Raw genomic sequence first — 20,907 nt, 5'->3', positions numbered from 1 at the left:
TATTAGCCACTGTCCGTGGCGGGACTTCATTTCTTTTTCCAACGGCGAAAAAGAAACGAAGCAAAGAAAACGCCTTCCAAACGAGGGCACGTAAGTGTCCCCAGCGCGCAAGCACACGTTTTTGGCCCTTAAATAGAACGGAGCCCACATAACAAAGAACACCTGAAACCCTTCCCCTCCGAATCCTGACATCCACACGCTTCGCCATTAGCGTTCTCGGGCCAACACGAGAACCAGGGGAAAACTGCCGCCAAAAATTCATTCGCACTATTTATTGACTGCCACAAACACTGGTGGCGAAGCGTGTGGGTAGCCGTGGACGAAGCGGGAGGGTTTCAGGTGTCTGGGGTTATGCGCAGTGCGGTCTTTTGAAGTACCAAACAGATGTCAGTGCACGCTTGGTCTCCTTAAGAATTGGCGGTTGGAAGGCGTTTTCTTTGCTTCGTTTCTTTTTCGCCGTTGGAAAAAGAAATGAAGTCCCGCCACGGACAGTGGCTAACAGTGCTAAAGAGGAACAACAAACAGGGACCGCGCGCAGGCGCAAAAAGCAGCAACCCTGAATTGACCAAAACCGTTCACTAAAGAAAGAAACCCCTTTAACCCCAAGTGCCAACGACCCGCCCCTGATGGAAAAATCGTTAATCAAAAACATGGCGATCAACTTCTCGGGACTGGTGCTACCGACCTTCGTCTCCCTGATCACCGTCCCTGCCTACATCCATCTCGTGGGCGTAGAACGCTATGGCGTGATCAGCCTGGTCTGGACACTCATAGGCTACTTCGGCATTCTCGATCTCGGCATGGGCATGGCCGCCCAGCATCAAATATCGAAGGCACACGCAGCAAACGACCCCGAAGCACGCTCACGCGTTTTCTGGAGCGCAATCTGGCTCAACCTGGGCACAGGAATCATCGGCGGAGCACTGATCTACTTCGGCGCCTTCGCCTACACCGCCTATGTCGCGCACACATCCCCCGACATGCAGCGCGAGGTCTATCACGCGCTCCCATGGCTCGCACTGGCCATCCCCATCGCGAACGTCTCATGGGTGTGCGCCGGCGCAATCAACGGCGTCGAACGCTTCGGCATCTACAACACGAACCAGACAATCGGCACGTTCCTGTTCCAACTGCTGCCGCTCGCCGCCGCCTGGAAGATCGCCCCCAACCTGCAAACGGTACTCGCCGCCGCAGTGCTCGCGCGCGTCATTGCGGTCGTGCTGCTCGCACGCGCAAGCATCAAGGTGCTCGATCTCAAACGCATCGAATGGCCGCAACTGGGTGTCGCCAGCGGCTTGTTCAAATTCGGCGGGTGGATGCTGGTCGCGACCATCTCCAGCATGATCACGGACTCGCTCGATCGCATTCTGCTCGGCGCGAATCTCGGCGCGCGTTTCGTCACGTACTACACCGTGCCGCAGAACCTCGTCACACGGCTGAACATGCTGCCCAACTCGCTTGTGCGGACCTTGTTTCCGCGCCTCTCGGCCGTCAAGCGCGATCACGCCGACGCCATGGTCCGACAATCGTTAGAGTTCCTGAACGGTGTGTTTACGCCCATCGCGCTCTTCGTCATGCTCGTGCTCGCCCCGTTCCTGCACATCTGGGTCGGACAGGAAATCGCCATTGCAAGCGCACCCGTTGGACGCATTCTGATCGTCGGCGTGTGGCTCGTCGGGCAAGCCAGCGTGACACGCATCATGATCCAGTCGCAAATCAATCCCGCTACGGCGGCGCGTATCGGCCTGGTTCAACTGCCGTTCTTCGTGACGGCGCTGTGGTTCGGCATTGCGCACTTTGGTCCTATCGGTGCGGCAAGCGTGGTCGTGCTGCGCTCACTCGCCGACTACGGCCTGCTGCTGTGGATCTCACGCGTCAACGCCCGGCCGATCGCCGCCGACATGCTGCTGCACCTCGCGTTTCTTGTCGCGGGGCTCGGCGTGGCTTATCTCGTCGATCCAATCGAATACCCGCTGCAATCCGTTGCCGCCGCGTTTTTTATCGCAGGCCTCAATGCCGCTTGTTCCCTGTTGACGCGACCCGCCTTGCGCTCCATGGCGCGCGGCTTCGTTCGAGAGTTGAGTGCGCGTCTTAAACGACGCGCGAAATCCACGGTTTAAGGTGAGGAGTGGCGCATGAGACATGACCTCGATGAAGTGCTCATCGACCCGGTGCAGGAACCTGCCGGCCGTATCGACGAGAATCCGCCTGCCGTGATGGACGCACCGCCGAAGCATCGCGCGCGCGTTGCCAAGCGGGTGCCGCGCGTGGCGATCGTGCATGACTGGCTGGTCGCATTCGCGGGCGCGGAGAAGGTGCTCGAACAGATTCTCATCTGTTTTCCAGAAGCGGATTTGTTCAGCGTGGTCGACTTCATGGAAGAGCGCGCGTGGATGCGCGGCAAGAAGGTGACCACGTCGTTCATCCAGAAACTGCCGCAGGCCAGGAAACGGTATCGATCATATTTGCCGCTGATGCCGCTCGCGATCGAACAACTCGACGTGTCGGGTTATGACCTCGTGATATCGAGCAGTCATGCCGTGGCGAAGGGCATTCTGACCGGTCCCGATCAGGTTCACGTGAGCTATGTGCATTCGCCTATCCGCTATGCATGGGATCTGCAGCACCAGTACCTGCAGCAATCGAATCTCACCGCCGGGCCGAAGTCCATGCTCGCGCGCCTCGTGCTGCATTACATGCGCAACTGGGACATCCGCACATCGAACTCGGTGGATCACTTCATCGCGAATTCGGAGTTCATCGCGCGGCGGATCAACAAGGTCTATCACCGTGATTCGCATGTGATCTTTCCGCCCGTGGACGTCGATGCGTTCCAGCTTTGCGAGGTGAAGGAGGACTTCTATCTGACGGCGTCGCGCATGGTGCCGTACAAGAAGATCGACCTGATCGTGGAGGCGTTTGCAAAGATGCCCGGGCGCCGTCTCGTCGTGATCGGCGATGGTCCCGACATGCGCAAGATCCGCGACAAGGTTACACCGAACATCGAGATCATGGGTTATCAGCCGTTTTCAGTGCTGCAGGATCAGATGCGGCGGGCGAAGGCGTTCGTGTTCGCGGCCGAAGAAGATTTCGGCATTTCGGTGGTCGAGGCGCAGGCATGCGGGACGCCGGTGATCGCATACGGCAAGGGCGGCGCGCTGGAAACCGTGCTCGACAGTTCGAATGCATGCCCGACAGGTCTCTTCTTCGATGAACAGACGACCGAATCGATCATCGACGCCGTGGAGGGTTTCGAGCTCGGCGCGGTGAAGATCGACCCGGCGGATTGCCGCGCGAACGCCGAGCGTTTCTCGGTGAGGCATTTCCGCGACGGCCTGCGCGCCTACGTGCAAAGCGTCGCGCCGCAGTTCACGCTGCCGCCGCCGGCGTTGCCGCCCGTGCCGCTCGTTCGCAAGATCAAGACGACCACGCCAAAGCAGGATGAAGACAATGAAGCCGCCGACGGCATGCGCGTGCTCGCCGTCGATCAAAGCGGCGTGCTCGGCGGCGCGGAGCTCTCGCTGCTGGAGGTCATGAAGAACATGCGCGGCAACAACGAGACCGTTCTCTTCGATGACGGCCCGTTTCGCATTGCACTGGAAGCAGTCGGCATCAAGGTCGATGTACTCGACGGCGCCGCGCTTGGCGGCGTGAGCAAGGACAGCGGCATGAAGCGGCCGAGCGCCGGCATGATCGGCGGCGTGATGGGACTCGTGCGCGGCACGCTCGAAAAATCGCGCAACTCCGATGTGATCTATGTGAACACGCAACGCGCGATGGTGGTTGGCGCAATCGCGGGCCTGATCTCGCGGCGTCCGGTGGTGTGGCATTTGCGCGATATCGTCAGTCCCGAGCATTTCGGCAAGACGCAACTCACCATCATCAAGTGGTGCACGAAGCTGATGCTGGAACGCGTGATCGCGAATTCGACTGCGTCCGCCGTCGCACTTACCGCGTTGACGCGGATGAAGGAAGAGCGCCTGGACGTTGTTTTCAACGGCATTTCAGCGGAGCCGTTCACCGAGCTCGAAGCGGTCGCGCAACATGAATTGCGCTCGCGTTTCGGCTTGCCGCAGGATGCGTTTCTTGTCGGCTCGTTCAGTCGTCTTGCCCGCTGGAAGGGCCAGCATGTGCTGCTCGAAGCGCTGCTGGATGCGCCCGATATGCACGCCGTGCTGGTCGGCGCGGCGCTCTTCGGCGAGGACGCTTACGAGGCCGAACTGAGAGCCTACGTGCTCGAGCACGGACTCGGCGACCGCGTGCATTTCCTCGGTTTCCAGCATGACATCGCGGCGTGCATGAAAGCAGTCGATATCATCGCCCACACGTCCATCAGCCCCGAGCCGTTCGGTCGCGTGATCATCGAGGGCATGCTGGCGAAGCGGCCAGTCGTGGCGTCGCGTGCGGGTGGTGTCGTGGATATTGTGACGAACCGCGAGAACGGCATTCTGTGCACGCCGGGCGACGTGAACGAACTGGCGGGCGTGCTGGGTGAACTATCCGCCGATGCCGACCTGCGCAACCGTCTGGTCGAGCAGGGTTACGCAAACGCGATCAACCGCTTCGGCACGGAGCGGTATGTGGAAAGCGTGCAGAAGATTCTGTCGGATGTCGCCGGGAAGGGGCGGTCGAAACGCGGTTGAGTTCTTCGAAAGCTAGTAGCTGAAACACGAAGCCCCGCATCATGCGGGGCTTCGTGTTTTTGTCGATCGACCAACGCGCGTCCAACTCCTCAAGTCACGTTTGCCTGCTTGCGCTTGAGACTCGCCGACCAGTGCATGGCCGGCCGTTCCACGAGCCTGTAAAACCCGAACGCTACCGCAACCGGCGCGAGCATGAAGACGAACGACGGCCAGATCTCGGTCTGCAGCGCCGAGCGAAACAAAAGTGATCCGAGGAAAACGAGGATCGGAATATGCACCACATACAGCGAAAAGCTGAACTCTCCGAGCCATGAAAACCCTTTCACGGGCAGCGAGTTGCGCATGGGTTTATCGAGTACCTGATACAGGTACAGCGCGAACGCGACCGCCCAGAGTTGAAACGCCAGGTACTGCCCGATCTGAAACGCCGCGCATCCGAGCAGCGCGACCACAACCGCCGCAACCTGCAATTTCCACGATCCGGAGGCCGATCTGGATGCATTGGGCGCGGCTTTCGCTTCGGCTATCCACGCGCCGAGCGTCCACGAGAACCAGTACGACGCGAACAAGACGATCTCGTGACGCTCGAATACGAGTGCGGACGCCACGTTGACGATTCCCACGCTCACCAGCACGGCCTTCATCCCGATCCGGCGCCGCAAGGCAATCAGCAGCGGATACACAAGGTAGAACTGCACTTCGAGCGACAGCGTCCACAGCGCGCCGTTTGAACCGAACGTCTTGCCCGCCACGCCCTGCAGCGAAAGCAGATTGACGATAAATAAATGCAGGTCCAGCGTGCCGATCTTCGGACTGGTCGGCGTGAAGCTGCGGCTCCATGAATCGAGCAGATAGGTCAGCACCAGCGCGGCGAGCAGCACAGGGTAAATCCGCGCGAACCTGCGCATGAGGAAGTTGCGGGTATCGAAGGGCGCGGACGGATTGGCGATCAGCTTACGCGCCGTCCCGCGATGAATACAGTAGCCGCTGATCACAAAGAAAATCGGCACGCCGGCCGAACCCCATGCAATCGGAAAGGTGAGATAGCTGAACAGCGTGTTGAGATCGAACCCGGCGGCCGTCTTGTGAAATTGCTGAATGCCGATCCACGTGATCTGGCGGCAATGGAAATACGCGACCAGCAGCGCCGCGAAACCCCGCCACGCGTTGATGGCGATGTCCTTTTCGTCCAAGCTGAGCGTGGCCGCGCGCTCCGGCGATAACCGCAAGCGGGAAGCTCCTGGATTGAGCAAGGAAGAGTCGCTCATTTAAAACCTCGTGTCCGGGTTGATTCTGTTTGTATCAAGCGAGGCCGAGGCGCTGAACCCCGGCTTCCCCGCGCCGTTTGAGGCGTGCTCACTCGTAAAGTCCCGAGAGTGATGTTAGTCCCGCAAATAATGGAAAAATATGCGCGAAAAAACCCCGTCTTTCGCGGGATCGAAAAAAAGCTGCCAAGGCATGTATCGAAAATGACGATTTTTATTCGGCAATTATTTGCCGTTTTTTTTCTGATAACTTCGTCTCAAACCATTCGCATACAGGGATTACGTCATGGACATGCACGCACTTGCCGGTATTGCTGTTTTATTGGTCCTTGCCGCCGTTTCGGCATACAGGGACGCGCTGCGCAACGATCCAATGTCGACAATGAATGCATCGGGCATTCGTTTTCCACAGCCCGACGATCACGAATAAGTCTTTTAAATGAACGGTCGTGCATTGAGCGCATGAATTTCGCGAACACGCGCTCGGGCATTAATCAATCATCATTTGGGAAGCGCGCGATGCTGAAAGTCACCAAAGCCGTATTTCCTGTCGCCGGACTTGGGACGCGTTTCCTGCCCGCCACCAAGGCGAGTCCGAAGGAAATGCTGCCCGTCGTCGATAAACCGCTTATTCAATACGCGGTAGAAGAGGCTATTGCGGCCGGCATTACGGAAATGATTTTCGTGACGGGCCGAAGCAAGCGCGCAATTGAAGACCACTTCGACAAGTCGTATGAGATCGAGGCGGAACTCGAAGCGCGCGGCAAGGAAGCGTTGCTCGACGTCGTTCGCAAGATCAAGCCGGCAAACGTGGACTGCTTTTATGTCCGCCAGCCGACCGCGCTCGGTCTGGGACACGCGGTGCTATGCGCCGAGAAGCTGATCGGCGACAACCCGTTCGCCGTGATTCTTGCCGACGATCTGCTTCACGGCAAAGAGCCGGTCATGAAGCAACTGGTCGATGTGTTCAACCATTACCATAGCTCGGTGATTGGCGTGGAGCGCATCAACCGCGTCGATAGCGCGTCGTATGGCGTGATTGAAGGGCGCGAATGGGAAGAAGACATCATCAAGCTCTCGGGCATTGTGGAGAAACCGCAGCCGGCGCTGGCGCCTTCGAATCTGGGCGTGGTCGGCCGCTATGTGTTCATGCCGGGGATCTTTGCGCATCTTCGCGCGACGCAGCCGGGAAGCGGCGGCGAGATCCAGTTGACCGACGCTGTTGCGTCGCTGCTGTCGGCGGAACAGGTGCTGGCGTACCGCTATTACGGCACGCGATTCGATTGCGGCAGCAAGCTGGGATACCTGAAGGCGACCGTGCAACTCGCGCTGCAGCACCCGGAGGTGCGCGACGGTTTCGAGGCTTATCTGCGCGAGTGCATGGCGGAGTTGCTGCCGGCGCCGGAGGTCGAACAGGTTGAGCAGGCGGAACTGACCGTGCTTGAGTAGGCGTTCGCCCGCGTCATCGGATCATCTGGCGCGGGCTCATGAAGGCCTAAAAAGACAGCTTACAAATCGAACCACCGGCATAACCACGGCGAATACGCGGCGAGAATTTGCTGGACGGGCGCGTGATGCCCATAAGCAATCGTCGATACCGCCAGCAGCCCAAGCCCGGCGAACAACGACCCGGTCATCTTCCGCGGTTGCCCGAAAAAGCGCCGCAGGAAAATGAGCGCCACGCCGCTGCCCAGAAACCATCCGGCGACCACTTCAATTGGCGTGTGCGCATCCTGCACGACCCGGCAAAACCCGATCAGCGCGCCAAGTACCAACCCCACTGCCGCACCAAGCCCGTACCAGTCCGCACGCCAGCTCCCTGCCAGCAATCCGAACGTCACGCCCCATACCGCCGATGTCAGCATGGTGTGGCCGCTGATCACGCGAAATTCGAGCGATCGAATTTCCAGACCGCAGCCCGCATAAAGAATCTTGTTGACCCCGACCAGCGCCAGCGCGCCGCCAAGCAGGGCGATCCAGACCAGCGCCTCGCGCTTGTCCGTTGCCCGCACCCAGATCGCGCAACCGGCCGCGATTGGAATGGTGAGCGCAACGTCACCGAGATTGGTGATCAAACCCAGAATAGTGGTACCCGTCATGCTTCCCCCGAAAAGCGCGCGCCGCGCTGCGACTGCAAAACGTCGCGCTTGGCTTGTCGCGCAATGCCTTGACTTCGTATGTGATGTTACTGCAGCCGCGTCAGTCCTCCGCCGCTTTTCTGCGCCCGGCAAGCCGGTATTCCGTTGGCGAGATCGACAGGCGCTTGCGAAAAATCTTCGCCAGTCCGTCGCCGCTGCCCGCGCCGCAACGGCGCGCGATCTTGTCCACGGGAAGGTCGGTCGCCGCAAGCAACATGCAGCTTGCATCCAGCCTTGCACGCAATAAATATTCCGATGGCGTCAGGCCAATCTGCGCCTTGAACCGGCGCAGGAAGTTGCGCTCGCTCATGGCGGCGACGCGCGCGGCGTCGGCTATCGAAATGGGGCGGATGTAATTTTCGCGCATCCATCGCGCGGCTGCGTCGATCTTCTGGCGCACGCCGCCCACATCCGTATCTTCGAGTACCGCGGACAATTTTGGCCACGCGCCCGGGATGGAGCGCTCCGACACTTCCCGCGCCAACGCGGGGCCATAGTCGCGCTTGATGATCGATAACGCGGCCGCAATCGGGCCCTTGGGGTCGTCGAGCGTAAGCGTCTGTTCCGCGATGAACAGCGAGCTGGTCAATGCCGACGCCGCTGCCGGATCCTCGAAGTCGGGCGCACGATTTTGCAGCGACAGGTTCGCCGCCGCCAGGATTTGCGAGCCTTCGCCTATCGCTTTCACGAACGATATCTTCGGCGCGACGCGGCTCAGGCGGCGCAGCAACTGCGTGTCGAGTTTCGCGCGTTGTGCGCCGTCGCCGCCCGCAATGAACAGCGCGTCGCAATCGCTCATCCAGCGTGTATCGAGGCTCTCGGTCCAGATACGCATGGAGCAACTGCTGGCCACGCTCCCTCCGTCGCTCGATAAAAACAGCAGCGCGTAGTCCGGCGTTTCGCCGCCCTTGATGGCGGCCGAGTCCGACAGTTCATGGATTTCGTTGGCGAGCGAAAACACTTCGGAAATCGAACTGACTTCGACCAGCGAGAAATCTTCGAAGATAAGAATGCCTATGCGCCTGGGCGCCGGCGTCCCTTCGAGTCTGGCTTCGTGCATGACGTCTTGCATGGCTTCGTTGGCGGTTTCTTGTCCCGGATCGCGTCCTTCGGCCGACGCTTCCCGGGCATGTGCACCGGGCCACGATCCGGGCGTATTCGTGCGCGGCTTGGCGTGTTCAGTGTGCGCATCGTGCTCATGGTGCACCAGCGCGGGGTCCGCACCAGCCGGGCGTACAACCTGCAACCGGCTCGTGCCATTAGCGTGTCCCATCAGCTTTCTCCGTTGCCGGCCAGAGCGGCGGGTATTTGGTCTCGTATGCGTCGCACTATACGCGGCGGGATTGAAGCGTCATGACGGTCGTCTGAAAAGCACGAGATGTTGGCAGATGGTTTCGATATTCGAGTAATAAGCTGACCATCAGTGATCGAGATTGCGTCGCCGGGCTCGCGCCTATCGAGGCATGCAAGTTGAAACGTGTTTGCCGAGTCGCATAAAACACATAAATCACGTTGACATGAAATCCTGGCCCGTTCGCGAGCGCCGGACAAACAAGGGGTCGGATATGCTGAAAGTTCGCAAGGCGGTGTTCCCCGTCGCTGGGCTCGGTACGCGCTTTCTTCCGGCGACGAAGGCAAGTCCCAAGGAAATGCTGCCCATCGTCGATAAACCGCTGATCCAGCACGCAGTGGAAGAAGCAGTCGCTGCCGGCATCACGGAAATGATCTTTGTCACGGGCCGCGGCAAACGCGCCATAGAAGATCATTTCGACAAATCATACGAAATAGAAAGCGAACTCGAGGCGCGCGGCAAGCGCACATTGCTCGACCTCGTGCGCAACATCAAGCCGTCGCATGTGGACTGCGTGTACGTACGCCAGGCTGAACCGCTGGGGCTGGGCCATGCCGTGCTGTGCGCGGAAAAACTCATAGGCAACGAGCCCTTCGCCGTGATGCTCGCCGACGATCTGCTCGACGGCGAGCCGCCCGTCATGGCGCAGATGGTCGAGGTGTTCAATCACTATCATTCGTCGGTGGTGGGCGTCGAGGAGATCGATCCGGGCGAGTCGGGATCGTATGGCGTGATCGATGGCCGCCTGTGGGACGAACATCTCTTCAAGATCGCACGTGTAGTGGAGAAGCCGGAACCGGCGCTGGCGCCGTCCAATCTCGGTGTGGTGGGCCGCTATGTGCTGATGCCGCGCATCTTCGAGCATTTGCGCACGCAGAAGCCGGGCGCGGGCGGCGAGATCCAGTTGACCGACGCGATCCAGGCGTTGCTCGCTGACGAACAAGTGCTGGCGTACAGATATAAAGGCAAGCGTTTCGATTGCGGCAGCAAGCTGGGATATCTGAAGGCAACCGTCGAATTCGCGCTGCGCCACCCTGAAGTCGCGCAGCCATTCGAGGCGTATCTGCGCGCGTTCCTCGCGGGCCGCCATCCCGCGAACGAGGCCGAGATTGAACGATTCGATGAAACACCTGAACTCGCTGTCGACACCGAATGACGACAGCGCCGGAATCAAGCTAGCTGCAGGCAATTCCGGCCGTGGCGGGGACACGTAATTTAATGCAGCATGAACCGTGTTGTAAGTAGCGCTAGCCCCCCGGTGCGCGCTATGGTCTTTGGCCCGCCTCGTGCGGGCTTTTTTTGCGCCAATTGTTTCGCGCAAAATGAAAAAGCGGCTTTGCGAGCCGCTTGAAGATTGCCTGGACGTGCTGCCAGGGCTTAACGGAAATAAGCTTTCGCGTTTGGATGCACGTCGCTTCTAGTGAGCACTTCAGTAGGCAGCAGCCACGCATATCCGCTATGTTGGTCGAAGCGGCCGATGGGTACCGCGCCGCCCAACGTGATGGAGTAGGCGAGCACCACGTAGTGTGTCGGAATGTCCGCGACGCCCGCGAAGTTTTCATCGTAGTGATGCTCGAACACGCCGAACAGACGCGACGCCGAGCGTTCAACGCTCGCTATGCCCAGTTCGTCGCGAACCACCCGCGTGAACGCGGTATCGAGCGTTTCGCCTTTCATGATGCGTCCGCCGGGCACGAACCACGAACCTTGCGCGGGACGGTTGCGCCGCTGCCCGAGCAGCACGCGGCGGTTTCCGTCGGTCACGATTAGGTCGATGGACACGAGTGGAGTCAGGCGGACGACGTCGAGAAAATCCGCTTTGCCCAGATGAGGATTGAGACGGGACGGCGCGTTTTGCATGGGCCGCTCCGGCTCACGCACAGCGGCGACCACGTTGAATGAAGAAAGGTCTGTCACGCTCGAATTACCTCAATCATGGTCGTTGTTTTTGAACAGGCGTGTGCAGGTGTGACTGACGACAAACACGGCCAACGCAAGCAGCGCGCATACGGCCAACCCGCCGCCGAGCATTGCGACGACAAGAATCGGCATCAGGCGCAGGCTTTCCATGATGTTTCCGAATAGGCTGGGTTGCGCTGTTGCTGGCCAAGAGGGCAAAGTTTTCCTGCGCATCTCTGATTGCTTCGGCACTTTATGCATGCAATTCAGTGTAGCGCGGGGCCTGAGCCTCCGTATTGGCAATGGGCTGGCTTAAACCGACTAAAGACCGTGCTTGTAAGCCAATACGCAGCTTGAGTCGCGTCAACGCAGGTCGCCCTTCACGAGCGACGTGCTTTCAACGCGCGTGGTGTCAGGTGTTTCAGGCGCCTTGGGCGGGCACGCGGTCAGCACGGTTGAACAACCAATGAGTATGGCCAGAAGAAGTTTGCTTGTGGATGCCGAAGCAGTCGATGGATCAAGTGGGTTCATGCAATTACAACGGCGCACGCCGCTGCCCTAAATGGTCATGGGGATATCCAATTTAAGGCGCGGCGAGAGGTGAATCTGTCGGAGTTTTCGTAAAGACCGGGCAGCTTTATCGAAACACATTGACACGCCGTCAGGCACAAAGCGCTACCTCGCCACATACCCTTCGGGCACGTTGACGTTCTGCTTCATCACGTCGGCGTTTTGCGAAATCACGTACACCGGCGCTTCGGTGAGCGTCAGCGCGACGCGGCCGTTTGCATAAGGCAGCGTCGACGGATTGCCCATCATGTCGAGCACGGTGACCGATCCCGATGAGCCGGGTGTATCGACCGCAAGCGAATAGCGTACGCCACGCGTAGCGCTGAAGCCCGATGCGCCGGGCCACGCGGCGTTGTCGTGCGTCCATAGCGCGGTCACGACCTTGCCGCCGTTCAGCCGCTGGAATGCATACGCGTAGACGCCGGATGGCGTGTCCTTCACGGGGCCGAGCGTGACCGTGCCGTCTATGGCGCGCGTCATTGCAGCCACGCCCATGGCTGCGGGCTTGGGGCTGATCTGCGTCTGGCCGAAGCCGCCTTCGGCGTTCACGAGATCGAAGAAGATGCCATAACCCACTTCGGGCGGATCGGTTGCATAGAAAACATAGCTCATGTCAGCGCCTTCGCCGAGCAGGATCAGATGCAGTCGCGAAACCAGCGCGCCCTGCGCATACAGCACATTCGCCGATGGCGTCGCGCTTCCGTATTTCGTGCCGATGTCGTAGCTGATTCCGGACTCCGTGATGAAGAGCTTCGCGCCGGGTTTGAGCATCCGCGCCATGGTGTGGCGCAACGCCCGCATCATCGCGGGCAGGCTTTGCGCGGCCTTTTGCGGATCGCTGTTGTCCGCCATGCGTTCCGGCGGATGAGATGGCGATGTGCCGACGTCGTAGTAACCGTGCGCGCTCACGCCATCGAGATACTTGGCAATGCCAAGCGGTGCGAGACGCTTGAGCCACTCGGCATTCTTCCCGAGCGACGACAGCGTCAGGCCCATGACCACGGCATGCGGATCAGTTGCATGGATGGACTCATAGGTCGCCTTGTACATGGCGACGAGGTTGGCGTCGGAGTCCCGCCACGGCAGGCCGCCTTCATAATCGGGTTCCCAGCTCACCTGATAGTAATTGCTCGATTGCGTCGGGAATACGGTCGAGCGCACGCGGTTCGATTCCTCGCCCACGCGCTTCATATAGGCGCTGTAGTCGGCAAGCGATGAAGGCGCGTAGCTATGCGTATCCTTGCCCGTCTTGTTCGCCCAGCCGGGAATGCCATCGAGCTGGATCAGCCGCAGCAGGTCGCCCGGTTTGAAGAAGGGCTGGAGGTTGTCGGCGGTGGCGTCGAATGTGTTTGGCGCCTTGGGCTCCGTCATGTACCAGTTGCGGTTGTCGTTCACCCACGTCAGGCCGAGGTCCGTGTAAAGCGGCCTGTAGCCATCCCCGGAACAACACGACTGGCCCGGCCGCAAATAGGCCGCGCCCTGGCCGCCGAAGCGGTGCAGGTCGGCGTTCCTGTACGTGACGCCCGGCAACACGCCGGAGAGATCGGGCAACACGCCGAAGGTCGCGATTCCCGCAGGGCGCGTGCCCTTCGAAGGAAGCGCCACCGGCGCAGCGTTGCCAGATTCGAGCCGTGCCGCGACGGCGAAGTAACCGGCCGCCTGCGATGTGCATCGAATAGTCGATACATGTGCGCCAGGCGTGACGGCAACGCGGCCGCTCGCCTTGACGGTGTTCCACGCATCCTGGATTTGCCACGCAAGCGTCCCGGCGGATTTCGACCGCGTGGTCAGCGCGATCTCGAACGGCTTGTGCAACGCGAACATGCGTGTGCCGTTGCTGCCGGGCGTATCGGCTTCAATGCTGTCTGCCTCGGGGCTTGAACCGGGGATGTCGACCGGCGCGGCGGCAGGGCTGCATTGCATCGCAAGCGGCGTGGAGGGCGGCGGTGCATCGGCGACAAAGCTCGCCTTGCGCTGGCCGCCGGTTTGCGCCGGCGCTTCGACCCAGCAATGCTTCGTGGCTCCTGGCGCCGGGTCGTCAAATACGCCGTTGTCGCAGCCCGTCCCGCCGCTGAAGGTCTTGACCGTGTGCTTTTCCGGCGTGCCGTAGAGCACTTTTCTCGCGCCATCGAATGAGCAGCGCTCGTACTCGGCCGCGCACGGCGTCCAGGATGCGCCGTCTATCTTGACCGAGCCGTCCGTGGTGTTCGCATCCTGGTCAGTTGCCGATTCGCCCCGGCAACTCGATACAACCAGGCCCATGACGCAAATTAGCGCGATCTTCGTGCAGCGAGCCAGCGCTACAACCCGACGCGGCGACTGTGTTGTTGATGTCGTTTTCATTACGCCCCGAAGAATCAAAGCCGGGTGGTCCAATTCGCAGCATTGGTGTTTCCACCGATGAAAGTGCTGCCGCGCCACCTTCGTGCTACCTGAATGAAACGTTTTCGGCGGGTTCTACGCCGTGCGCCTCGTCATGCCGTAAGCCGGAAACTTTCGATGCCGCACTGCCGCAAAAAGCGATGCTCCATGAGTGGCAGCACCTGTGTAAAGACATGCTGCGCCTCGTCCAACAAGGCTCCCCAATGGCGCTGAGGATAGGTGAGGCGAAACAATCGCGCCAGTCATCGCGATGAACGTTGGCGGATGCTCACTGCATAGGGGCTTGAACCTCATATGGATGGCGGGATTGCGCGACTCAATGGCTGATCGGGCGTGGCGAAATGTGGCCTGACTGTAAGGAATGGTGCGTAACTAATCTGTATCAAATCGCACTGACACCCTAAGCGGCGGTTTCCGCACACAGCCGGTAAGCATTCCGACACACGGGTAGGAGGCAGACCAGTTCAATATAGCTGGTATGGAACTGGTTGAGGCGGGGCGGACCGAACCGCCAAGTGACTGGTTCCTTTCGCCATGCATCCGCGCGTCTCGATCGCCACATGCATTGCCGACCCCGCACGCAGCCCATTTAGCCGAGCGCCATTAGCTCCGGGTAGTGGTTTTTAAATATATCCCGCATTTTGTAAGATTAAATAAAATCGTTACTTGTGTGAAACGCGATTTAAGGGAATTTATCGAGCCAGAGAATGTCTGTGCGCTTTCGCACCATCGGCGATCTTGTTGTTAATTGAGGCAAAACATTAAAGGCGTTCTTCAAAGCTTGTAATTTAATTTGAAGTCGCTTTATGACCTCGTTTCAGCCGCGTTTAAACACGGCTTTCTCTCGAAGCGGTTCGTTAATCGGCTTTTTCGATGTTTCATAGACGAAACGTTTACGCTGCTCGACGCCTGGAATGTCCCGCGCGGCGGACCGCCACGGTGCTGGAAAGCCGCGTGGCGCGGGCCGCCAGAAACCGCGCTGAGCATTGATTTGTATGACGTTGGCAGGTTTTGACAGCCCTGTCCGATATGCGCTACCGGATTGGATTGGCATTCGTCTTGCAATGTCGGATTCGAAATCAAACGACCCAACCCAATTTCACGGTGTTTAAAACGAACGGCCGTATTGGAAAAAGGGTAAATGATCGGCACCGCACGCACTGAAAGGATTTAAATGGCGACGCTGGAATTTTTCCGCCAACATCTCGCTACTTTCAGTCACGACAACCTAATCAAACTTGAGGGTGTCTATGATGCACCGCAATGAGAACGCACTATCCAATCATGTTGGATTCAACAAGTTCGCAGGGGAATGCCATGCCTTACGCCAGTCTTGAACCCGCCGTAATGGGCTGGCTGCAACCGGCGCCCAGAAGCACGCAAGCCGAGATTCGCCGCATCGCGATCCTGTTGTACGACGGATTCTCTTTGCTTGGCGCCGGCATTGTCGCGGAAGTCTTCCATGTTGCAAATGAACTGGCTGTCCTGAAAGCCCGCAACGACTGGAACTACGACGTACGGTTTCTCTCCGTCGAAGGCGGTAACGTGGCATGTTCGTCGTCGGTACGCGTATGGACCGATGGGCTCGACGCGCGTCATTACGGCGGCTTCGACGCACTGTTCGTGGCGGGCGGCAAGGGCGCCGACAACGCCGCAGGCGACGAGCGCATCGTCGAGTGGCTGCGGCGCGTTCACTCGAAGACTACCCTCGTCAAGTCGATTGCTGAGGGACGCAAGGTGCTCGATGCGGCGGGTATCGGCCATGCGGCGGAATCGCAGATTCACATCGGACATTCGATGATGAACGCGGTTCGCGAGGAGCAGGCAAGCGAAGCCGGCGACCGCTACGAATCCATGAAGGGCGCACTGCTGATGATCAAGCGCGATCTGGGCGTCGATGTAGCGCGTGGTGTCGCCGAACGCCTGATGCCGGGCTCCGCCTCGAAGCTGGTCCCCTTGCTCGGCGACAGCGGCACGGCTTCCGCCGGCGACAAGATTCGCGCCGCCGCCCGCTGGCTGCAGGACAACTGCGAGCGGCCGATCTCGGTGGTCGACGCCGCGCAAGTGGCAGCCATGAGCGAGCGCAACTTCCTGCGCCGTTTCAAGATCGAGATGGGCATCACGCCGTCGGACTATCTGCTGCAAGCGCGTCTTGCGGTGACCTGCACGCTGCTCACTGATTCCGAACTGCCGGTCGACAAGATCGCGCGCCGCAGCGGCATGGGCAACGGCGATCGCCTCGCCAAGATCTTCCGCAAGCGCCTTCTCATTTCGCCAACCGAATACCGGATGCAAAGCCGGCGCGACGCGGGCGTCTGAGGGAGACCAGCACTACAGACATATCAGACGGTTCGAAAGCGAGCCGCGCGGGATTATCGGTGCAGCCGGTGCAGGGCATATGCACGGCGTCACCCGGGGAAGACGTTCGGGAATATAGGATTACTAAAATGATTACGAAAACGGGGCAGGACGAAGGAGCAGTGGTCATGGGCGAAAAAGGTCTCGCGGCCGACTGCCGGCGTCTTGTGCAGGTGATTCTGGCTGGCGGTTCGGGCACGCGCTTGTGGCCGGTATCGCGCGAAAACTTTCCGAAGCAACTGATTGGCGTAGTGGGCGCCGAGTCCTTGCTGCAGGCGACCGTATTGCGCATGAAGGATTTTCCCTCCGCGTGGGATGTTGCCGCCGAACCCGTGATCGTATGCGGTGACGAACATCGCTTTGCGACAGCGGAACAGATCAGGGACAGCGGCGTGAGCGCGCGCATCGTGGTCGAACCCGCGCGGCGCGACACCGCGCCCGCACTCACGCTTGCCGCACTCACTGCCTGCGCCGACGGCCAGGACGCGATTCTCGTCGCCATGCCGGCCGATCACGCGATCGCAAATGTGCCCGCGCTTCACGCAGCTATAGACACCGCAGCGCGTCACGCGCAATCCGGCGAAATCGCCACGCTAGGCATTCCGCCGACACGGCCGGATACCGGCTTTGGCTACATCCGCCTGGGCGACGCACTGGATGACGGCGCGCATTGCATCGATCGCTTTGTCGAGAAGCCGGCAGCCGAACTTGCCACGCAATACGTCGCCTCCGGTAATTATTGGTGGAACAGCGGCATCTTCGTCGTGCGTGCATCGGTATGGCTTGCCGCTCTTGAAAAGCTTCAGCCGGAGATGTACGCGGCATGTGTCTTGTCGCACGAACAAGCGAATAACACTGACGAATACTTGCGTCCATGCGCTGTTTCGTTTCAGAAGTCGCCTTCCGACTCCATCGACTATGCGGTGATGGAGCATCTGGGCAAGCCCGATTCGCCGTTCATGGGCGTGGTCGTGCCGCTTGAAGCCGGCTGGTCCGATCTGGGTTCCTGGGACGCGGTCTGGGACGCAATGGACAAGGACGAAGACGGCAATGCGGCAAGCGGCCGGGTCTTGTTCGAAGGGGCAACCGCGAGTTATGCGCGGTCTGAAGGTGGGCGGCTGGTGGCGTGCGTGGGAACGAACAACCTGATCGTGGTGGAGACCGACGACGCTGTTCTGGTGGCTGACCGCTCGCGCGTGCAGGACATCAAGGGTCTCGTGTCGCGGATCAAGCGTGAGAAAGCGCCCGAAGCCGATACACATAGAAAGGTTCGCCGTCCTTGGGGTTTCTATGACTCCATCGATCATGGCGAACGCTTCCAGGTCAAGCGCATCGTGGTGAATCCGGGTGCGCGCCTGTCGCTGCAAATGCATCACCACCGCGCCGAGCACTGGGTCGTTGTCAGCGGCACGGCGCTCGTGACACGCGGAGAAGAAGAGTTTCTGCTGAGCGAAAACGAATCGACCTACATCCCGCTCGGCGTGCGTCATCGCCTGGAAAACCCGGGTCGCGTGCCGCTTGAAATCATTGAAGTGCAGTCAGGGACCTACCTCGGCGAAGACGACATCGTCAGATTTGACGACAAGTATGGCCGGTGCAGTTAATTAACCGTCAAGCAAAAGATTTGAGCGGTTCGGGGAGAATAAAAATGCGCGTAATGACCAACTTGCTGGCGAGACTGTTCGACGTCGCGATGATCGTGGCGGGCGCGCTGGTGGCGTCGCAAATCCGTTTCGACGATGCATCGCAGCGCAGTTTCTACCTGGCGTTCGTGGCCTTCGCGGCGGCGTTTTCGCTTGCTGTGTTTCCTGCGCTGGGCGTCTACGAATCCTGGCGTGGGCGTTCCAAAGGCGCACTCGCCGGACAGGTCGCGCTGAGTTGGCTCATCGTGCAGGCATGCGCGATGGTGTTGATGTTCTCGCTCCACCGGATCGACTTCGTGTCCCGCCTCTGGTTCGTGTATTGGACCGGCATGGCGGGCGCCGGAATGATCGCGGGCCGCATGGTGACGCATACGGTGCTCGGCCGGGTTCGCAACGCGGGCCTGAACCTGAAGCAGGTTGCGGTCGCCGGCTGCGGCGAACACTGCGACGAGATCGTGCGCAAGATCGACATGGCGCCGGCCGCGGGTTTCCGTGCGACTGCCGCTTACAACGTCCAGACCGGTGCGAACATGAATACTCGCGTGCCGGTGTTCGAAGAACATGAAGCGTTCGCCAACTATGTCCGCACGCAGAACGTGCGCGAAGTGTGGCTTGCGCTGCCGCTGACTGAAGAACGCACGATCCTCAAGCTCGTCGACGAATTCCGCAACGACCTCATCAATATTCGTTTCATGCCGGACGTACGCACGCTTTCGCTTTTCGAAGGCAGCGTGACGAACCTGCTTGGCGTACCGACGATCAACCTCGCCGCGTCGCCGTTGCCGCCGAATGCGCTGATGCAAAAGGAAATCTTCGATCGCGCGTTTGCTGTCGCCGCGTTGATTGCCGTGGCGCCGGTCATGATCGGCTGCGCGATTGCAGTGAAGCTCAGCTCACCAGGTCCTGTGTTCTTCAAGCAGCGCAGGAAAGGCGCCGATGGCCGCGTCTTCAGCATCTACAAGTTCCGCTCCATGCGCATGCACGTGGAGAAGCAGGGCGAGTTGCGGCAGGCAACGCGCGATGACCCACGCATCACACGCGTAGGCGCTTTCCTGCGCCGCACGAGTCTTGACGAGTTGCCGCAATTCTTCAACGTGCTGCGCGGCGACATGTCGGTGGTGGGACCGCGCCCGCATGCACTGGAGCACGACGATCTATATCAGAAGGTCGTTTCGGGTTACATCCATCGCTACCGGATCAAGCCCGGTATTACCGGCTGGGCCCAGGTCAACGGATTTCGCGGCGAGACTGATCGCATCGAAAAAATGGAGGGACGCGTTGCACACGATCTGTATTACCTGGGTAACTGGTCGTTCGGACTCGATATGAAAATTATCTTTGCGACGATCTTCAAAGGTTTGCGCCACACCAACGCTTATTGAAGCAGGGGACGACAACATGAACAGCCAACAAATATCCGGTGCCACGGCGCCGAACAAGAACAGCCATGCCGTGCCTGGAACGCGTGTGGCCCTTTGCCTCGCGATCGCCGCCATGCTGTCCGCATGCTCGCTGGCTCCGGGCCAGCACATGATCGAACCGGCCGCGTTGCCTGTCACGAGCGCCGACAACGGCGACACGACAAGCGACATCCAGATTCCGATCAAGCAAATCGACCTGACGCTGATCCGCCAGATTCGCGCGGACCAGAAGAACATGGACAAGACGGCCAGCCAGTTGAATCTGTTCGCGAAGGCGACCGGATACAAGCTCGGACCGGGCGACGTTTTGCAGATCACGGTGTGGGATCACCCGGAACTCGCGGCGGCGCTCGGCCAGCCGGCGCAGAACACGAAGGCGTCGGACGCAGCGCCCGGTTTCGTGGTGGATAGCGAAGGCAACGTGCAGTTCCCGTATGTGAACCGTGCAATCCACGCATCCGGCAAGACCGCTGAACAGATCCAGCGCGAAATCTATTCCGAGCTGAGCAAGGTGTTCGTGAAGCCGCAGGTCACGGTTCGGGTAGCGTCTTTCCGGTCGTCGCAGGTTTATGTGGATGGCGATGTGCGCGCACCTGGCGCTCAGACCGTGAACGACATTCCGATGACCCTCACCGAAGCAGTGAACCGCGCCGGTGGCTTTGCACCGACCGCCGATCAAAGCCGCGTGACGATCACCCGCAACGGCACGGCCTACCCGGTCAACGTCGCACAGATGATGAAGAACGGCAAGAACCCGGCCGACATCATGCTTCAACCCGGCGACATGCTGCATGTGGATGCGCGCGAAGACAACACGGTCTACGTGATGGGCGAAGTCAACAAGCCGGCGCCTGTACCGCCGCTGCGCGATGGCACGCTCACGCTTGCCGAGGCGCTTGCGCAAGCGGGCCAGCTCAACCAGGAAACGTCGAATCCGAAGCAACTGTTCGTGCTGCGCTCGACCGCGGGCGACACGCCGGTTATTTACCGGCTCGATGCGCGCTCGCCGGTTTCCATGCTGCTTGCGAACCAGTTCCCGCTGGAATCGAAGGACATTGTCTACGTCGATAACAGTGGCTTGGTCCGTGCGAACCGCGTGTTGAACCTGTTCCTGCCAGCCATCAACGCGGGCCTGACTGCCGCGATCGTTACCAAGTAGTTCTGGAAGCAGCGTCCGGCGCCATGCCTTTCAAAAGGCGCCGGCGCGTTTCGTTTGATCGTGTGATCGTTTGAGTGA

At 59.9% G+C, this 20,907-nt stretch carries 15 protein-coding genes; 9 read left to right on the top strand and 6 right to left on the bottom strand.

Annotated features, from left to right (window positions below):
• Window positions 1-626: 626 nt before the first annotated feature.
• Together ACRWA7_RS29135 and ACRWA7_RS29130 are read left to right on the top strand one after the other, a co-directional pair.
• A complete protein-coding gene (locus ACRWA7_RS29135; RefSeq protein ID WP_438393925.1) occupies window positions 627-2,120 on the top strand; it encodes a flippase in 1,494 nt (497 codons plus the stop codon).
• Between the two features lie 15 nt (window positions 2,121-2,135).
• Window positions 2,136-4,643 (top strand): glycosyltransferase family 4 protein, encoded by a 2,508-nt coding sequence (locus tag ACRWA7_RS29130; RefSeq protein WP_438393922.1) that lies wholly within the window; start codon window positions 2,136-2,138, stop codon window positions 4,641-4,643.
• Window positions 4,644-4,732: 89 nt separating this feature from the next.
• On the opposite strand, the gene ACRWA7_RS29125 is transcribed toward ACRWA7_RS29130, so the two are convergent.
• Window positions 4,733-5,911, bottom strand: coding sequence for an acyltransferase family protein (locus ACRWA7_RS29125; RefSeq protein ID WP_438393919.1), 1,179 nt, complete (start codon window positions 5,909-5,911; stop codon window positions 4,733-4,735).
• Between the two features lie 283 nt (window positions 5,912-6,194).
• Between ACRWA7_RS29125 and ACRWA7_RS29120 the strand changes: the two genes are divergently transcribed.
• Window positions 6,195-6,338: a hypothetical protein gene (locus ACRWA7_RS29120; protein ID WP_167353931.1), complete on the top strand. Its 144-nt coding sequence runs from the start codon at window positions 6,195-6,197 to the stop codon at window positions 6,336-6,338.
• Between the two features lie 89 nt (window positions 6,339-6,427).
• Window positions 6,428-7,357, top strand: a complete 930-nt coding sequence (galU, locus tag ACRWA7_RS29115) for a UTP--glucose-1-phosphate uridylyltransferase GalU (RefSeq protein ID WP_438393916.1) — start codon at window positions 6,428-6,430, stop codon at window positions 7,355-7,357.
• Window positions 7,358-7,416: 59 nt separating this feature from the next.
• On the opposite strand, the gene ACRWA7_RS29110 is transcribed toward galU (ACRWA7_RS29115), so the two are convergent.
• Both ACRWA7_RS29110 and ACRWA7_RS29105 read right to left on the bottom strand, forming a co-directional pair.
• On the bottom strand, window positions 7,417-8,007 hold the full coding sequence (locus ACRWA7_RS29110) for a phosphatase PAP2 family protein (RefSeq protein WP_438393913.1): 591 nt from the start codon (window positions 8,005-8,007) through the stop codon (window positions 7,417-7,419).
• A gap of 100 nt (window positions 8,008-8,107) precedes the next feature.
• Window positions 8,108-9,118, bottom strand: a complete 1,011-nt coding sequence (locus tag ACRWA7_RS29105; protein WP_060857083.1) for a helix-turn-helix domain-containing protein — start codon at window positions 9,116-9,118, stop codon at window positions 8,108-8,110.
• A 493-nt stretch (window positions 9,119-9,611) separates the two neighbouring features.
• Here ACRWA7_RS29105 and galU (ACRWA7_RS29100) point away from each other — a divergent pair, with 493 nt between their 5' ends.
• Entirely contained in the window at window positions 9,612-10,553 is a 942-nt protein-coding gene (gene galU, locus ACRWA7_RS29100) for a UTP--glucose-1-phosphate uridylyltransferase GalU (RefSeq protein WP_438393912.1), read from the top strand.
• 221 nt (window positions 10,554-10,774) lie between these two features.
• Here the strand turns inward: galU (ACRWA7_RS29100) and ACRWA7_RS29095 are convergent, their stop codons facing one another.
• From ACRWA7_RS29095 to ACRWA7_RS29085, 3 genes are all read right to left on the bottom strand, one after another.
• Complete coding sequence (locus tag ACRWA7_RS29095) at window positions 10,775-11,257, bottom strand: GDP-mannose mannosyl hydrolase (RefSeq protein WP_060857049.1); 483 nt, start codon at window positions 11,255-11,257, stop codon at window positions 10,775-10,777.
• A 69-nt stretch (window positions 11,258-11,326) separates the two neighbouring features.
• Window positions 11,327-11,467, bottom strand: a complete 141-nt coding sequence (locus ACRWA7_RS29090; RefSeq protein WP_157766662.1) for a hypothetical protein — start codon at window positions 11,465-11,467, stop codon at window positions 11,327-11,329.
• 504 nt (window positions 11,468-11,971) lie between these two features.
• Window positions 11,972-14,209, bottom strand: a complete 2,238-nt coding sequence (locus ACRWA7_RS29085) for a hypothetical protein (RefSeq protein WP_438393908.1) — start codon at window positions 14,207-14,209, stop codon at window positions 11,972-11,974.
• 1,356 nt (window positions 14,210-15,565) lie between these two features.
• Here ACRWA7_RS29085 and ACRWA7_RS29080 point away from each other — a divergent pair.
• From ACRWA7_RS29080 to ACRWA7_RS29065, 4 genes are all read left to right on the top strand, one after another.
• Window positions 15,566-16,567, top strand: coding sequence for a GlxA family transcriptional regulator (locus tag ACRWA7_RS29080; protein WP_060857081.1), 1,002 nt, complete (start codon window positions 15,566-15,568; stop codon window positions 16,565-16,567).
• A 167-nt stretch (window positions 16,568-16,734) separates the two neighbouring features.
• A complete protein-coding gene (locus ACRWA7_RS29075; protein ID WP_438396820.1) occupies window positions 16,735-18,210 on the top strand; it encodes a mannose-1-phosphate guanylyltransferase/mannose-6-phosphate isomerase in 1,476 nt (491 codons plus the stop codon).
• A 44-nt stretch (window positions 18,211-18,254) separates the two neighbouring features.
• A complete protein-coding gene (locus ACRWA7_RS29070) occupies window positions 18,255-19,631 on the top strand; it encodes an undecaprenyl-phosphate glucose phosphotransferase (RefSeq protein WP_060857047.1) in 1,377 nt (458 codons plus the stop codon).
• 16 nt (window positions 19,632-19,647) lie between these two features.
• Entirely contained in the window at window positions 19,648-20,829 is a 1,182-nt protein-coding gene (locus ACRWA7_RS29065) for a polysaccharide biosynthesis/export family protein (protein ID WP_438393903.1), read from the top strand.
• Window positions 20,830-20,907: the final 78 nt, after the last annotated feature.

The organism is Caballeronia sp. DA-9, assembly GCF_051615025.1.
GTDB classification, from domain to species: Bacteria; Pseudomonadota; Gammaproteobacteria; order Burkholderiales; family Burkholderiaceae; genus Caballeronia; species Caballeronia sordidicola.
Note: the sequence above shows the minus strand (reverse complement) of the source record. Positions and strands in the feature narration are given on the sequence as shown.

What these genes read in the sequence shown, in the direction of transcription:
- ACRWA7_RS29135 (WP_438393925.1), top strand. Translation starts at nt 627, where the DNA reads ATGGAAAAATCGTTAATCAAAAACATGGCGATCAACTTCTCGGGACTG.
- ACRWA7_RS29130 (WP_438393922.1), top strand. Translation starts at nt 2,136, where the DNA reads ATGAGACATGACCTCGATGAAGTGCTCATCGACCCGGTGCAGGAACCT.
- ACRWA7_RS29125 (WP_438393919.1), bottom strand. Translation starts at nt 5,911, where the DNA reads ATGAGCGACTCTTCCTTGCTCAATCCAGGAGCTTCCCGCTTGCGGTTA.
- ACRWA7_RS29120 (WP_167353931.1), top strand. Translation starts at nt 6,195, where the DNA reads ATGGACATGCACGCACTTGCCGGTATTGCTGTTTTATTGGTCCTTGCC.
- galU (WP_438393916.1), top strand. Translation starts at nt 6,428, where the DNA reads ATGCTGAAAGTCACCAAAGCCGTATTTCCTGTCGCCGGACTTGGGACG.
- ACRWA7_RS29110 (WP_438393913.1), bottom strand. Translation starts at nt 8,007, where the DNA reads ATGACGGGTACCACTATTCTGGGTTTGATCACCAATCTCGGTGACGTT.
- ACRWA7_RS29105 (WP_060857083.1), bottom strand. Translation starts at nt 9,118, where the DNA reads ATGCAAGACGTCATGCACGAAGCCAGACTCGAAGGGACGCCGGCGCCC.
- galU (WP_438393912.1), top strand. Translation starts at nt 9,612, where the DNA reads ATGCTGAAAGTTCGCAAGGCGGTGTTCCCCGTCGCTGGGCTCGGTACG.
- ACRWA7_RS29095 (WP_060857049.1), bottom strand. Translation starts at nt 11,257, where the DNA reads ATGCAAAACGCGCCGTCCCGTCTCAATCCTCATCTGGGCAAAGCGGAT.
- ACRWA7_RS29090 (WP_157766662.1), bottom strand. Translation starts at nt 11,467, where the DNA reads ATGGAAAGCCTGCGCCTGATGCCGATTCTTGTCGTCGCAATGCTCGGC.
- ACRWA7_RS29085 (WP_438393908.1), bottom strand. Translation starts at nt 14,209, where the DNA reads ATGAAAACGACATCAACAACACAGTCGCCGCGTCGGGTTGTAGCGCTG.
- ACRWA7_RS29080 (WP_060857081.1), top strand. Translation starts at nt 15,566, where the DNA reads ATGCCTTACGCCAGTCTTGAACCCGCCGTAATGGGCTGGCTGCAACCG.
- ACRWA7_RS29075 (WP_438396820.1), top strand. Translation starts at nt 16,735, where the DNA reads ATGGGCGAAAAAGGTCTCGCGGCCGACTGCCGGCGTCTTGTGCAGGTG.
- ACRWA7_RS29070 (WP_060857047.1), top strand. Translation starts at nt 18,255, where the DNA reads ATGCGCGTAATGACCAACTTGCTGGCGAGACTGTTCGACGTCGCGATG.
- ACRWA7_RS29065 (WP_438393903.1), top strand. Translation starts at nt 19,648, where the DNA reads ATGAACAGCCAACAAATATCCGGTGCCACGGCGCCGAACAAGAACAGC.